Annotated in this window: 11 protein-coding genes; 3 read left to right on the top strand and 8 right to left on the bottom strand. The window is 66.5% G+C overall.

The genetic code is table 11. From position 1 onward, the window contains the following. Window positions 1-34 precede the first annotated feature (34 nt). Window positions 35-973 carry a hypothetical protein gene (locus ACZ5Z0_RS09280; protein ID WP_464108156.1) on the bottom strand — a complete coding sequence of 313 codons (939 nt, stop codon included), beginning with the start codon at window positions 971-973 and terminating at the stop codon, window positions 35-37. Between the two features lie 155 nt (window positions 974-1,128). Here ACZ5Z0_RS09280 and ACZ5Z0_RS09275 point away from each other — a divergent pair, with 155 nt between their 5' ends. Continuing rightward, complete coding sequence (locus ACZ5Z0_RS09275; RefSeq protein WP_138767895.1) at window positions 1,129-1,674, top strand: peptidylprolyl isomerase; 546 nt, start codon at window positions 1,129-1,131, stop codon at window positions 1,672-1,674. 9 nt (window positions 1,675-1,683) lie between these two features. Next, on the top strand, window positions 1,684-2,577 hold the full coding sequence (locus tag ACZ5Z0_RS09270; RefSeq protein ID WP_464108155.1) for a rhomboid family intramembrane serine protease: 894 nt from the start codon (window positions 1,684-1,686) through the stop codon (window positions 2,575-2,577). Window positions 2,578-3,516: 939 nt separating this feature from the next. On the opposite strand, the gene ACZ5Z0_RS09265 is transcribed toward ACZ5Z0_RS09270, so the two are convergent. Continuing rightward, window positions 3,517-4,122 carry a DNA-3-methyladenine glycosylase I gene (locus ACZ5Z0_RS09265; protein ID WP_464108154.1) on the bottom strand — a complete coding sequence of 202 codons (606 nt, stop codon included), beginning with the start codon at window positions 4,120-4,122 and terminating at the stop codon, window positions 3,517-3,519. 126 nt (window positions 4,123-4,248) lie between these two features. Beyond that, entirely contained in the window at window positions 4,249-4,503 is a 255-nt protein-coding gene (locus ACZ5Z0_RS09260) for a cell division protein CrgA (RefSeq protein WP_464108153.1), read from the bottom strand. A 311-nt stretch (window positions 4,504-4,814) separates the two neighbouring features. Here ACZ5Z0_RS09260 and ACZ5Z0_RS09255 point away from each other — a divergent pair, with 311 nt between their 5' ends. Beyond that, entirely contained in the window at window positions 4,815-5,456 is a 642-nt protein-coding gene (locus ACZ5Z0_RS09255) for an aminodeoxychorismate/anthranilate synthase component II (protein WP_464108152.1), read from the top strand. Between the two features lie 50 nt (window positions 5,457-5,506). Here ACZ5Z0_RS09255 and pknB read toward each other — a convergent pair whose 3' ends face one another. Genes pknB through ACZ5Z0_RS09230 form a run of 5 tightly spaced genes read right to left on the bottom strand, consistent with a single transcriptional unit; the run spans window position 5,507 to window position 13,899 of the window. Further along, window positions 5,507-7,486: a Stk1 family PASTA domain-containing Ser/Thr kinase gene (gene pknB / locus ACZ5Z0_RS09250; RefSeq protein ID WP_464108151.1), complete on the bottom strand. Its 1,980-nt coding sequence runs from the start codon at window positions 7,484-7,486 to the stop codon at window positions 5,507-5,509. A 5-nt stretch (window positions 7,487-7,491) separates the two neighbouring features. Continuing rightward, on the bottom strand, window positions 7,492-9,294 hold the full coding sequence (locus ACZ5Z0_RS09245) for a protein kinase domain-containing protein (RefSeq protein ID WP_464108150.1): 1,803 nt from the start codon (window positions 9,292-9,294) through the stop codon (window positions 7,492-7,494). Beyond that, window positions 9,291-10,748 (bottom strand): peptidoglycan D,D-transpeptidase FtsI family protein, encoded by a 1,458-nt coding sequence (locus ACZ5Z0_RS09240; protein ID WP_464108149.1) that lies wholly within the window; start codon window positions 10,746-10,748, stop codon window positions 9,291-9,293. Before ACZ5Z0_RS09240 ends, ACZ5Z0_RS09245 begins: the two co-directional genes overlap by 4 nt. Beyond that, a complete protein-coding gene (locus ACZ5Z0_RS09235; RefSeq protein ID WP_464108148.1) occupies window positions 10,745-12,202 on the bottom strand; it encodes an FtsW/RodA/SpoVE family cell cycle protein in 1,458 nt (485 codons plus the stop codon). The genes ACZ5Z0_RS09240 and ACZ5Z0_RS09235 overlap by 4 nt, the downstream gene beginning before the upstream one ends. Beyond that, window positions 12,199-13,899, bottom strand: a complete 1,701-nt coding sequence (locus ACZ5Z0_RS09230; RefSeq protein WP_464108147.1) for a PP2C family protein-serine/threonine phosphatase — start codon at window positions 13,897-13,899, stop codon at window positions 12,199-12,201. Before ACZ5Z0_RS09230 ends, ACZ5Z0_RS09235 begins: the two co-directional genes overlap by 4 nt. Window position 13,900 lies beyond the last annotated feature (1 nt).

Raw genomic sequence — 13,900 nt, 5'->3', positions numbered from 1 at the left:
CGGCGGCCCGTTCGTGAGCCGCCCGGCGGACGGTCTACTTCGCCTTGTTTTCGCCGTTCAGGCTCGAAGCGATGTTCCGTACCGCGGTCTTGGCGTCAGTGGCGACCTTCGCGGAGGAATCCCCCGACTTGGCAGCCACGTCGTCGGCGGCGTCGGCCGAGGCCTCGGCAGCCTTATCGGCGGCGGCAACGGTTGCCGCAGCGGCGTCGTCGGCGGTGTCCTTGGCAGCTTCCTTCACGTCGTTCACCGTGGTGGCAGGGACCGGCGCCGGCGTCGCGGGCGTGACGGGAGCCGGGGTCTTCCACGGGTCCTCGATCGGCTTGGAAGCCTTCCAGGCAGCGACGCCGGCGGCGACCGCCGCGGCGATGACGCCGAAGATGAGGAAGCCGCGGTGCTTAGGCTTCTGCGGCTTCGCGAGTTCACCGCTGACGGCACGGCTGGCTTCGGTTGCCGCGGCCTTGATCTGCTGCCCGGCGGTCTGTGCCTGCTCCTGGATGTTGTGGACAACACCGGAGTCGACCAGTCGCTGTGCCACGGCGTCCACGTGGGCGGGTGCGCTCTCGAGGGTGCGGTGCACGGCGTCGGAGGCCTGGCCGATCTGGTCGGAGAGCTTGGGCAGGTACTCCTCGACGACGCGGTCGCGGGCGCTGGCGATCACCGGGGTGGCCTTGTCCAAGGCTTCGTGCAGCCGTGGGGTGGCGCTGTCGACGGCGTCGTGGATCTTGGGCGCCAGCTGGGCCAAGCCGTCCTGGATCCGGGGGGTCACGGTGGCAACGCCACCGGCCAGGTTGTGGGCCGCCGACTTCAGGCCCTCCTGGATCTTGGGAGAAGCGGTGTCCAGGCCCTGCTGCAGACGGGGAACAGCCCAGTCGACTGCCGCCTCAACCCGCGGGGCTGCCCAGTCCTTGGCGTTCTCTACCGCGTTGCTGACTGAGTGCTCCAGCTCACGGGCAATACGATCCGTTTTCTTCACAACTACCTCCCGATTAATGTGACGGTTCTGCTGTTAGCCTACGTGGCCGTGACCCCACCGGCTATTCTTAGGCCCGATTTCGGCGCGATTTCACCCAGCGCGGAACTGGCTGCACGGCCCTGTACGTCTCCACCTGCCGTGGAAGAATAGGGCCTATGACTGCCAACGCAACCGCAAAAGCCACTATCCACACGAGCCTCGGCGACATCGTCGTCAACCTCTTCGGCAACCACGCGCCGAAGACCGTCGACAACTTCGTCGGCCTGGCGACCGGTGAGAAAGCCTGGACCCACCCGGAATCCGGCGAGGACAAGACCGGTACGCCGCTCTACGACGGCACCATCTTCCACCGCATCATCAAGGACTTCATGATCCAGGCCGGAGACCCGCTGGGTCGCGGCATCGGCGGACCGGGCTACAAGTTCGACGACGAAATCCACCCGGAACTGACCTTCAACGAGCCCTACAAGCTGGCCATGGCCAACGCCGGCATCCAGATGGGCCGCGGCACCAACGGATCCCAGTTCTTCATCACCACCGTCCCGACCGGCTGGCTGCAGGGCAAGCACAGCATCTTCGGTGAGGTTGCGGACGAGGAATCCAAGAAGGTCGTGGACGCCATCGAGGGTGTCCGCACCGGCATGGGCGACCGCCCGGTCGAGGATGTCGTTATCAACAGCATTGACATCGAACAGCTCTAGCCCCAGGCCATGAGCTACGGAATTCCGGCGGCAGAGCCGTCCGCGGAGATCCCGGTGTGCCCCCGGCACCCGGACCGCCCCGCCTATGTGCGGTGCCAGCGGTGCGGGCGCCCTGCGTGCCCCGATTGCCAGCGGGCGGCCGCCGTCGGATTCCAATGCGTTGACTGTGTCAACGAAACCAACCGTACGACGCCGACGCCCCGCTCGGTCTACGGCGGGGCTGCCGCCGTCGGCAGGCCGCTCGTTACCCTCGGGATCATCGCGGCCTGTGCGGCGCTGTACGTGCTGCAGTGGATAGTTCCCAACGACGGGATCTACCAGAACTTCGCTTTCGCCACCGTGTACGCCACCCCGGAGTATGGAGCCTTCGAGCCCTGGCGCATGCTCACGTCGGCCTTCCTTCATTCCCAGGGCTTTATCCTCCACATCGTGCTGAATATGTACATGCTGTGGATGTTTGGCCAGGCGCTGGAACCCCTCCTCGGGCGCATCCGCTTCCTGGCCTTGTACCTGCTGTCCGCCGTGGGCGGCTCCGTCGGCTATCTCCTGCTGACGCCGGCCTACGTTCCGGGCCAGCCCCTTACCGGCGTCGTCGGTGCCTCCGGTGCCATCTTCGGTCTCTTCGGCGCCATGCTGGTGGTCCAGCGCCAGCGCGGCGGTGACACCAGGCAGCTCTGGGTCCTGATCGCCATCAACGGTGTCATCGGCTTTGTGGTCCCGCAGATCGCGTGGCAGGCCCACCTCGGCGGCCTGATCACCGGGGCGTTGTGCGCCGCCGTGATCGCCTACGTGCCGCGCGGGCCGCGCCGGGGACTCCTGCAGGCCGCCGGTATGGTCCTGGTGGTGTGCCTGCTCATTGCGGCCACTGCCCTGCGCGTGGCCGCCACCGCGCTCACTGCCTAGCCGCCGCCCCCTCCGCCGCGCCTTTGCGGAACCCCTGCACCCTGTTCCACACGCGTCGTCTCCGGGGGAACTTTTCCACAGGGGTTATCCACATTGTTGGTAACTTACATGCCTGTAGTTCAGACCGCCTTGCCGGATCTGACGGCCACAGTGGGCAAATTCCGGAACGAGGCGCCCACAATCTCCACATCTGTGGATAACTCACCAGGGCGCGTCTGTGGTTAAGTGGACAACTTTCCGGCAGGTCCACGCGGAGCCGACCCGCCACAGCCGGTGCGTGTTTGCCCGGCGTCAGCCCGGGCACGCAAAGCCTCACGGTGGCCCCACCGCCCCGAGCCAGCCAAGGCCACGGGAGACGTGGGCGCAGGGCCGCGCGACCCGGCCGCGAGCGATGCCAGGGGACCCGGGCTCGCGGTGCGTTGCCTTTTATCTGATTTTAACTCGGTTATACACAGCGTTCTTCACAGTGTTAATAACTTGATCCTCTAAGTTCTCCGGGGCAAAACCCTGACATTGCAGGCCTTTCCGGATTCGCACGGGCTGCCGCTCTCGGAAGTTCTCCCCAGCTGTGGATAACTTGTGGGTATAAGGCTGTTGTTAAGTGGATAACCCGGGGTCCGCTGCCGCCTCCGATCAACGGTGCCAGCCGTGCCGCCAAACGCGGGACCCGCGGGCCGCAGGACCCCCGAAACCGCCTAAACCATGGAACCGTGGGTGGCGCGCGAGGTTATCCACAGACAATCCACATTGTTAATAACTTACAGAGCTGTCATTCGGGAGCATGCCGGCGTCGCGGTCCCGGATCTCGGCGCGGAACGGCGCCACCGGAGGGTTCTGTGCGAGGATCGACGGCCGCACCGGTCATCAACACGCTGTGGATAACTTTAGTTAACTTGTGCACAGCTGTGCAGCTGGCGGCCCGCTGTGCCGGTTGCGGCCTTACCCGGCCCAGACGCCCGACGTGCCCCGGCGGTGGCTGTCCAGCAGGTGGGTGTCGACCATCCCAATGGCCTCCATCAGGGCGTACATCGTGGTGGGACCCACAAATACGAAGCCGCGCCTCCGCAGCGCCTTGGACAGGGCGGTGGACTCGGGTGAGCTGGTGGGGATCTGGTCCAGGGCAGTGGGTTCCGGGGTGGCGTCGGGCCGGTAGGCCCAGACAAAGTCCACAAGCCCGCCGTCGTCCCTGAGGTCGAGGGTAGCCCGGGCGTTGGTGATCGCTGCGCGGATCTTGAGCCGGTTGCGCACAATGCCCGCGTCCTGCATGAGCCGCTCGATGTCGTCGTCGGTGAAGGCTGCCACGGTCTCCGGGTGGAAATTCGCGAAGGCGGCGCGGAAGGCAGGCCGCTTGCGCAGGATCGTTGCCCAGGACAGCCCCGCCTGGAACGCCTCGAGGCTGATACGTTCGTACAACCCCTGTTCGTCCCGCACCGGGAGGCCCCATTCGCTGTCATAGTAGTCGCGCAGCAGGGGGTCGGCGGCTGCCCAGGCGGGCCGGGCCAGTCCGTCCTCGCCAATGATGCAGCCAGTAACATCCGGAGTCATGTGGAAATCCTTCGCTGGAGAGTTGCCTTCCAGCATTATCGCCCGTTCAACCGCGGAAGGTTGCGCGCTTAACGCAGGAGGCCGGCACACGGGTGTGCCGGCCTCCTGCGAACGGGTAGAACTGAATCAGGAACGCCAGCGCGTGGTCATCAGGAAGCCTACGATGGCGATGCCAAAGCCGGCGACGATGTTCCACGAGGCCCAGTCCTTGACCGGGAAGGCGCCTTCGCTGATGTAAAAGGTGATGATCCACAGCAGTCCGATGATCATCAGGCCGAACATCACCGGCTTGAACCAGACGGGGTTCGGCTTGTAGGCCTGCGTCGCGGAAGTCTGCTGCGCCACGCGGGCAGTCCTCTTTCGCGGCTTCGACTCTGGCACGGGTCCTCCTAGACGGGCTGGACGAAGAGCGGATGACTCTGCTTGATATCCTGCAAGGAGGAATAGCCGGCGGGCATCACGCTCGTGGTCGGGTTTGGAATCCTAATCGCAGCCAATTCTAGCTGTAGTTAGGGCCACGCCCGCGTCGCGCAGGGAACCGCGCCGGTGCTGCCGGAAGCAGTGCGGCCGGCGGTTGCGCCGGCGCTGGTATTGCTGGCTGGGGTACTGGTATTGATGGTTTAGTTCCTGTTCCCTTGGACGGCGCAATCCAGCCCGTCCACTGACTCGACGATTGGCACAGCAAGGCACCCATGAGCACAACGAAGATCCTGGTTGTAGACAACTACGACAGCTTTGTCTACACCCTGGTCGGCTACCTCCAGGAGCTCGGCGCGGAGACCACGGTGGTTCGCAACGACGACGTGACGCTGGCCGAGGCGATTGAGATGGCCGAAGCACGCGACGGCGTGCTGATTTCCCCCGGGCCGGGCGCGCCGGCTGAGGCCGGGGTGTGCATCGAGCTGATCAAGTGGTGCGGCAGCCATAACAAGCCGATGCTGGGTGTCTGCCTTGGGCACCAGGCGCTGGCGGAGGCCTACGGCGGCCGGGTCACCCACGCCCCCGAATTGATGCACGGCAAGACTTCGCTCGTGGAGCACCACGGGAGCAGTGTCTTCGCCGGCCTCCCCTCGCCCTTCACCGCGACGCGCTACCACTCGCTCGCCGCCGTCCGGGAAAGCATCCCCGAGGTTCTGGAGATCACCGCGGAGACGGGAACCGGCGTCGTAATGGGCTTGCAGCACCGCACGGCACCGTTGTGCGGGGTCCAGTTCCACCCTGAATCGGTGCTCACCGAGGGCGGCTATCTGATGCTTGGCAACTGGCTTGAGTCGCTCGGCATGGCAGGCGCCGCCGCCCGGGCCTCCGCGTTGAGCCCGCTCATCCAGCACTGACCCACGGCTGGCCCTGAGGCGTCAGCCTCCGGAGGGCGCCGGGGAGCGCCCTAGGGAGTGGCAAAGCTGCCGAGCAGGCTGCCGGCGCCGTCCTTGGAATTGGTCTTGGTCGACGACGGCGACGGCGAGGGGGATGGCACCGGCGGGGGCGGCGGAGCTTTGGCCACGGTGACGGTGATCGTCTTGCCTTGTTCGACCGGTGCATCCGCAGGATCGCTCTGCCCGGTCACCTTGCCCGCCGCAACCTGGGTGTTTTCCACTTCCCTGAAGCTGGGAACCAAACCGACCGTCTTCAGCGCCGCCTCAGCCTCCGCCTGCGTCAGCCCGACGAGTTGAGGCACCGCCACTTTGCCAGTGGAGACAATGATTTCCACCGTGCTCCCCACAGCCACGTTCTGGCCCGGTGCGGGGTTGGTGGTGATGACGACACCGGCCGCCACGTTGGGGCTGTTGTTCAGCGTGGTTTTGGGCGCCCCTGTCAGACCGGTCCTGCGCAGCACGTCCCTGGCGTCCGCCTCGGTCCGGCCGGGCAGGTCCGCCGGGATCGTGATGACGCTGGGGCCCTCGGAGATCTTGAGCGTGATCTCGGAGTTGCGTTCCAGTGAACTCCCGGCGGAGGGCACCGTTCCGACGGCCGTTCCCTTGGGAACGGTCTCATGCTGGACCCGGCTCAGCTGGGGCTTGAGGCCGGCGTTGTAGAGCTTCTGCAAAGCCTCGGATTCGGTCAGGGACGCCACCGTGGGGACGTCCACCTTTGCCACCGGCGGCGGCTGTTGGTTGACCATGTTGTAGAGCCACAGGCCGCCGCCCGCCAGGACCAGCAGCGTGAAGATCACGAGTGTGGCCACCCACGTCCGGCGGCGGGACTTCTGCTGGCCGCTGGGTTCGCGCTCCGCCGGGAGGCTGAGCGGCAGGCTCCCGGTGTCCGGCAGCATGTGGCCGCCGGATGTTGCGGCGAGCGGGTCGTTGCTGTCCGGGAGGTGCGCGGGTGGTATACCGGCGGCGGTGTCATCGAGGAATGCGGCGCCGGTTAGGGAGAAAGCGGCCGTGGGCGGCACGTGGTCCGTGGGTGCAACCGTGTTGTTCGGATCGGTGGGACTTTCGCTGCGCGGCAGCGCCGCCACGGCGACGCCGCTGCGGGCCGCCCGGAGGGCGCGCCGGAAGGCCGCGGCGTCCTGGAAACGGTCTGCCCGGTTCTTTTGCAGTGCCTTGGCCAGCACACTGTCCAGGGCTTCGGAAACGTCTGGATTGAGGCTGCTGGCGGGTTCAGGGATTTCGCGCACGTGCTGGTAGGCCACCGACACGGGGCTGTCGCCGATGAACGGCGGCCGACCGGTCAGCATTTCGTAGAGCAGGCAGCCCGCCGAGTACAGGTCGCTCCGTGCGTCGACCGTTTCGCCCCGGGCCTGCTCGGGGGACAGATACTGGGCCGTTCCCACTACCGCCTGCGTCTGGGTCATGGTCGCAGAGGAATCCGCCATGGCGCGGGCGATCCCAAAGTCCATCACTTTAACGCTGTTGGAGTCCGTGCAGTACATCACGTTGGCCGGTTTGATGTCGCGGTGGACGATGCCGGCCTTGTGGCTGTAATCGAGGGCCGAGAGCACACCGAGGCTGAAGTCGATGGCCTGGTCGATGGTGACTTCCTTGGCCCGGATCAGATCCCGGATGGTCTTGCCGGCGACGAACTCCATCACGATGTACGGCACCCGCACAGTGTCGTCGTGGCCGCCGGGGACGGCGTGGTCCCCGGTGTCGAAGACTGCCACGATCGACGGGTGGTTCAGCGCGGCGACGGCCTGGGCTTCGCGCTTGAACCGGGCCTGGAACTGCGGGTCCCGGGCGAGATCCGGGCGGAGCAGCTTGATGGCAACGGTCCGACCCAGCCTGGTGTCGATCCCGCGGAAGACGTCGGCCATACCGCCGCGACCGATCAGCTCACCCAGCTCATAGCGCCCGCTGAGGACGCGCTGGCTTGTCACCGGGCTGCTGTCCTCCCGGTGCGATGGAGTGCGGGGTGAAGTGGACACGATGCCTACTTGCTTACGCTGACGCTCGGCGACGGCGACTGTGCTGCCGGGGCGGCGGCCAGGTGATAGGTCACGACCGACCCGGCCGGGACTTGCGATCCCGAAACGGGCTCAGAACTCACGAAGGTGCCCTCCTGCTGGTTCTTGGTGCCGGGCAGCGGATCGCCCTTCTGCCACCGGAGACCGGCGGCTTCGATCGCCTGCTGCACCGACGTCTCGCTGGCGCCCTGCTTGAACTGCGGGACCGCGACCATGTCCGGACCCTTGGAGTAGGTCACCGTGATGACGTCGCCGCGCTGCACCGGCCCGGAGGGATTGATGTCCGTGACGGTACCGGGCGTTGACGGATCCGCCACCTGGTTGCCCTTGACCTGCAGACCCATCCCGATGAGTTCGCTGCGGACATCGTTGTACGGCCGGCCCCTGTAGGCGTCTGGGTACAGATTGATCGCTGCCGGCGTCGACTGTGTGGGCGTGGCCGAGCTGCTGGTGGGACTGGGGCTCTTGGAGGTCGGCGCGGGGGTGCTGGCTTTGGCACTCGAGCTGGTGGGAGCCGGGGACGACGGGAAAAGTACCCCAGCCTGTGACAGCACGACTCCCATCAGGGCAAACAACACCAGCAGGATCAGGGCGATCAGCGGCCAGGTCCACGGGCTGCGTCCCCGACGGCGGGGCTCTTCCTCCGGCTCGTAGCCGTCGTAGTCCTCTTCCTCCTGGTCCCAGTTGCGCTCGGCGGCCAGCGCATCGGCGCGAGACAGGGCGTTGCGGGCGCCGTAACCGCTGGCAGCGGCGGCTCCCGCGGCGAGCCCGGCAGCAGCGCCGGCGCCGGCAGCACCGACCACCGGCAGCGCCGACGTGGACTTGTCCTCGACCGAGCTGGCGCCGATGACGCCCGTGGCGGCGGTGGGAACGTTCACCGGCGCGGTGACGGGACCGGTGGCCGCTTCGAAGAGCAGCATGCCGGGCACGGCGGCGTGCGCGGCTGCAATGTCGCCGTTGCGGATGGCATCGGCTGCCTCTGCCAGTTTGATCGCGTCCGCCGGGCGGTTCTTGGGGTCCTTGGCCAGCATCGACATCAGCAGGGCGCGGACGGGCCTGGGCAGCGTGTCCGGCAGCGGCGGCGGGGCATCGTTGACCTGGGCCAGTGCGATCGCGATCTGGGATTCGCCGGAGAACGGGCGGTGCCCGGTGAGGCACTCGTAGCCGATGACGCCCAGGGAATAGATGTCGGAGGCACCGGTAGCCGTCTGCCCGGTGGCCTGCTCCGGGGCGAGGTACTGGGCGGTGCCCATGACCTGGCCGGTCTGGGTAAGCGGGACCTGGTCCGCGAGGCGGGCGATGCCGAAGTCGGTGACCTTGACCCGGCCGTCCGGGGTGATGAGCAGATTTCCCGGCTTGATGTCCCGGTGCACCAGGCCCTGGGCGTGGGCAACAGACAGGGCCCGTGCCGTCTGGGAGATCATCGACAGGGTGCGGTCCGGTGAGAGCACCTGTTCATGCTCGATGATGCTGCTCAGCGGCTGGCCGGGGACGAGCTCCATCACGAGGTAGGCGGAGCCCTCTTCCTCGCCGTAATCGAAGACGTTGGCGATGCCCACATGGTTCAGCAGGGCGGTGTGCCGTGCTTCGGCCCGAAAGCGCTGGAGGAAACCGGGGTCGCCGGTGTACTCCTCCTTGAGGACCTTGATGGCGACAATCCGGCCAAGGATCAGGTCCTTGGCCTTCCAGACTTCACCCATCCCGCCGATCGCAATGCGCGTGGTCAGCTGGAATCTGCCGCCGAGGGTGATTCCCGATGAAGGCCTCACTTATTCAACACCGCCTCAAAAATCTTCTTCGCGTTCGGACTGGTTAGCTGTGCGCCGGTGGTGATGTCCACGCCTTGCATGACGATCGTGACAGCCACCTGCGGGTCATTGGCCGGGGCGAACCCGGTAAACCATGAATTGTTCAGGCCGGTACCGAGCTCGGCCGTGCCGGTCTTGCCGGCAACCTGGATGCCCGGCACCGCGGCACCGCGGGCGATGCCCTCGCTGACAACGCTGGTCATCCATTCGGTGATCTGGCGGGAGATTTCCGGTGTGGTGGAGGTCCGGAGCGTCTCAGGCTTGGGCTCGTTGAGGATCCGCAGGTCGGGGGACCGCAGCGTCTTGACCAGGTTGGGCTTCATCTGGACGCCGCCGTTGGCAATCGCGGAGGTCATCATGTTGATCTGCAGCGGCGTGGCCCGGACATCGCGCTGGCCGATGGCCGACTGCGCCAGGCTGGCCTCGTCCAGCGGCTCGCTCGGGAAGGTGCTCTTGGCGGACTCCAGCTTCAGCTGGTCGCCAAAGTCCTGGCCGAAACCGAACTTGGCCGCTTGGTCACCGATCGCCTTCTGGCCCAAGTCGAGGGCGATCCGGGCGAACGGCGTGTTGCAGGATTGCTGCAGGGCGAAGGCGAACGTGGCCGTGTCGCGGGTGTAGCAGTTGCCGCCGGCGTAGTTCGGAAGTTTGTACTGGATCCCAGGGAACGGCATCTCGGCCGGGTTGGGCAGCACGCTGTCCTTGTTGTACTTGCCCGAGCTGAGGGCCGCCGCCGTGTCAACGATCTTGAAGACGGACCCGGGGGCCAGCAGTGCACCGGTGGGGCCGCTGACGGACTGGTTCAGGTTGATGCCCGGGATCTTGTTCAGGGCGGTGATGTTGGCCGCCTCGGCGTCTGCATCCTGGGTGGCAACCAGGTTGGGATTGTACGAGGGCTTGGAGACCATGGCCAGGATGGCGCCGGTCTTTGGGTTGGTCACCACAATGGATCCCCGCTGGCCCTCCGGAATGAGGTCGTAGGCGAGTTTTTGGATTTTTGGATCCAGCGTGAGTTCCACCGAGGCGCCCTTGGGCTGGTTGCCCAGGAACAACTGGCCGACCCGGTCCAGGAAGAGCTGGTCGGAGCTGCCGGCGAGCTGTTCGTTCATGGCCAGTTCCATGCCGGTCAGGCCGTAGTTCTTGGAAAAGTAGCCGGTGATCCCCGCGTACAGCTCCGGCTGGGTGTAGCTGCGCTGGAACGCGCAGCTTTCGCTGCCGGGAACGGACTGCGCCACGGGCGTGCCGCCGACGATGATCGCCCCGCGGTCATTGCAGTAGTTCTGCAGCAGGGTGCGCCTGTTCCACGCGTTGGCTTTAAGCTCGTCGGCGCCGACCACCTGGACGTAGCTGAGCGCGCCAAAGATCAGCGCGAACATTGCGATCGCGGCGATCCAGGAGTTGCGAATGGCCTGGTTCACAGGTGTTTCACCGCCTCGGTGGGAGCATCTGGACTGGTACGGGCACTCTTGGCCGGAGCCGTGGCCGGCCGCGGGGGCACGGGCGGAGCCTCTTTGTTAGCGTCCGGGTCCTGGCCCGGCGGCAGCGGAGTGGTATCCACCGGTCCGCGGGCGGTGTGGGAGATCATCAGCAACAGGCCCACAATGATCCAGTTCGCCAGCAGGGAAGATCCGCCGGCGGCCAGGAACGGCGTGGTGAGACCGGTCAACGGGATCAGGCGCGTTACGCCGCCGATCACCACGAAACACTGCAGCGCAATCGCGAAGGACAGCCCGGTGGCGAGCAGCTTGCCGAACGCGTCCCGGGTGCCGAGCGCGGCCCGGAAGCCACGGGTGAACAGCAACAGGTACATCAGCACAATCGCGAAGATGCCAATCAATCCGAGTTCCTCGCCGAACGAGGCCACGATCATGTCGCTGTTGGCGAAGGGGACGAGATTGGGGCGGCCCTGGCCCAGGCCGGTTCCCACCAGGCCGCCGTTGGCCATGCCGAAGAGCCCTTCGACAATTTGGCGGCTGCCGCCGAATTCCCGATCGTAGACCTCGGGCGTGAAGGCGTTGACCCAGCCGTCGATGCGCAGTGCGACGTGCGAGAAGACTTTGGCGGCAACGAAGCCCCCGGCCACCATCAGCACGACGCCGATGATCACCCAGCTGATCCGGCTGGTGGCAACGTAGATCATCACCAGGAACAGGCCGAAGAACAGTATGGACGTTCCGAGGTCCCGCTGGAAGATCAGCACCCCGATGCTCACCAGCCAGGCCGCAATCATCGGGCCCATGTCCTTGAACCGGGGGAACTGCAGGGGGCCGACTTTGCGGCCGGCCAGCAGGATCAGGTCGCGGTTGGAGGACAGGTAACCGGCGAAGAAGATGGCGAGCGTGACCTTGGCGAGTTCACCGGGCTGGAAGGTCATGGACCCCAGCTTGATCCAGACGCTGGCGCCGAGGACTTCGCCGGCGGAGATTCCCGGGACCAGCGGAAGGATCAGCAGCACGGCGCTGGCCGCCAGCGAAATATAGGTGAAGCGGCGCAGGAGCCGGTGGTCCTTGAGGACGAAAATCACTGCGATGGAGACGGCCATGGCTACCAGGGTCCACCGCAACTGGTTGTTGCCGGTGTCCTCGCCAACCCGGTCCAGGCGGTGGATCATGGCCAGACCGAGGCCGTTAAGGCCCACCACCAGCGGAAGTATTACCGGATCGGCATATTTTGCACGAAGACGGAGAACCACATGGAATGCCAGCGCCGCGGCGGTGAGCAGCCCGGACTGGAACCAGAAATCCGTGTCGAACGCCTTCTGCCGGTCGACGCCGACGAGGGCGTTCGCGCCGATACCCACCGCGAGGGCGAGGACCAGCAGGACCAGCTCGGCATTGCGGCGCGGCCTGGGGGTGGGGTCGATAGGCGTCATTTGCCCCCCTCACAGTTCGTCGGGGCCGGCGACGGTTTGGCGGACCCGGAGGGGGCAGGCGCGGCTGCCGATCCGGGTGATGGCGCAGCGGTGGGCGTGGGCGCCGTGCCGCTTGCGCTGGCTGAGGGTGAGGGCGTCAGGCACTCGTCGGCCGGCGCCGTCGTTCCGGTGCGCTCCAGGTTCTTGACGATCCGCTGTGCGTCGTACAGGTCCCGCGCGGGAACCGTTTGTCGCACCCGCTGCTGGGAGAACTCTGGCAGGTCGGACATCCGGATATCAGTCACCGTCTCGAGGGTGGAAAGCGGAATGGGGCCGAGGCGCTGGGAGACCCCGTTGAAAATGGCGACGCGCTGGTCATGCTCACCGATGTAGTACCTCGTTTGCGTCCACGCGTAGCCAAGCCAGAGACCGATCCCCAGCACCGCGACTATGGCCGCGGCGATGGACATAGTCAGCCAGCGCCGGCGTTTAACCGGCTGCTTGTACTCTTCGGTCTCGTCCTTGTCCTGCTCCGCCTTGTGCGTCAGCACGGTGGCGGCGCGGCGGGCCACCGTCCGGCCGGCGATGGAAGGAATCGAGCCCGATTCGGCAGCGCTGGCCGCGGCGCCCACGAGCTCATGGGGACGGGTTGAGAGTTCCTCGCGCAGGACCTCGGCGGAGAGGTGCTCGCCGAGGTTCGGGTCGGTGGAGGGCTCGGGTTCCTTCGCCCGGTCGTCGCTGGTCTCTGGGCTCTTCGCGGCCGAGTCGGCGGGTTTTCCACCCAGGACGCCCTCGGTGGCCTTGCCCGCGAAGGTGCTGCCGGTGCTGACCGCCGGCGGTATGGCAGTGGCTGCGGCGGCCTGCGGTGTCCGAGCCGTGCCGGTGACGGGTGCAGGGGCGGGGACGACCTCGACGGAGGCGGTGTTGACGTCGTCGGGCGTCTGTTCCGCGATGTCGACCATCACCACCGTCACGTTGTCGGGTGAGCCGGCCTCAAGCGTGAGGTCAACGAGCTTTTCGGCGCACTCGCGCAGGTCCCTGGTCTCACGGACGGTGCGTTCGACCACGTGGCCGGCGACGTAGTTCAGGCCGTCAGAGCACAGCAGCCAACGTTCACCGGGTTCGACGTCGAGGACGTCGAGGTCAAGTTCGGGGCTGGCGTCGACGTCGCCGAGGACACGCATCAGGACATTCTTGTGCGGATGGGTCTCCGCCTCTTCGGGGCGCAGCCGGCCCTCGTCGATGAGCCGCTGGACGAAGGTGTGGTCCACGCTGACTTGTTCGAAAGTGCCGTTGCGCAGCCGGTAGGCGCGCGAATCGCCGATATGCGCGAAGTGGAGCTTGCCCCCGGCCAGCAGCAGGGCCGTGACGGTGGTCCCCATCCCGGCCAGTTTCGGGTTCATGTGGACCAGTTCGGAGAGCAGCGAATTGGCCGTCTGGATCTCGTCGGCGAGGACGGTGTCGGCTTCGCCGGCGGCGCCGTCGTAATCGTCGCGGTCGAGGTGGATCATATCCAGCACGGTGGCGGCTGAGGCCACGTCACCGCCGGCGTGCCCGCCCATGCCGTCCGCCACGACGGCGAGGTGGCGGCCCACATAGGCCGAGTCGTCGTTCTTCGACCGCACGCGGCCGACGTCGGAGCGTGCGGCATAGCGCATGATGAGCGGCCGCTTTGGGGCAGTTGCTGCCTTGTCTGCGGGAGTCTCGGGGGCAGCCATG

It is taken from the genome of Arthrobacter sp. T2-23, assembly GCF_055398325.1.
This window is presented reverse-complemented; position numbering and strand designations above follow the sequence as displayed.

Bases quoted from the DNA above. Each gene is read 5' to 3' on its own strand.
- ACZ5Z0_RS09275 (WP_138767895.1), top strand. From the start codon at position 1,129: ATGACTGCCAACGCAACCGCAAAAGCCACTATCCACACGAGCCTCGGC.
- ACZ5Z0_RS09255 (WP_464108152.1), top strand. From the start codon at position 4,815: ATGAGCACAACGAAGATCCTGGTTGTAGACAACTACGACAGCTTTGTC.
- ACZ5Z0_RS09270 (WP_464108155.1), top strand. From the start codon at position 1,684: ATGAGCTACGGAATTCCGGCGGCAGAGCCGTCCGCGGAGATCCCGGTG.
- ACZ5Z0_RS09230 (WP_464108147.1), bottom strand. From the start codon at position 13,899: ATGGCTGCCCCCGAGACTCCCGCAGACAAGGCAGCAACTGCCCCAAAG.
- ACZ5Z0_RS09235 (WP_464108148.1), bottom strand. From the start codon at position 12,202: ATGACGCCTATCGACCCCACCCCCAGGCCGCGCCGCAATGCCGAGCTG.
- ACZ5Z0_RS09265 (WP_464108154.1), bottom strand. From the start codon at position 4,122: ATGACTCCGGATGTTACTGGCTGCATCATTGGCGAGGACGGACTGGCC.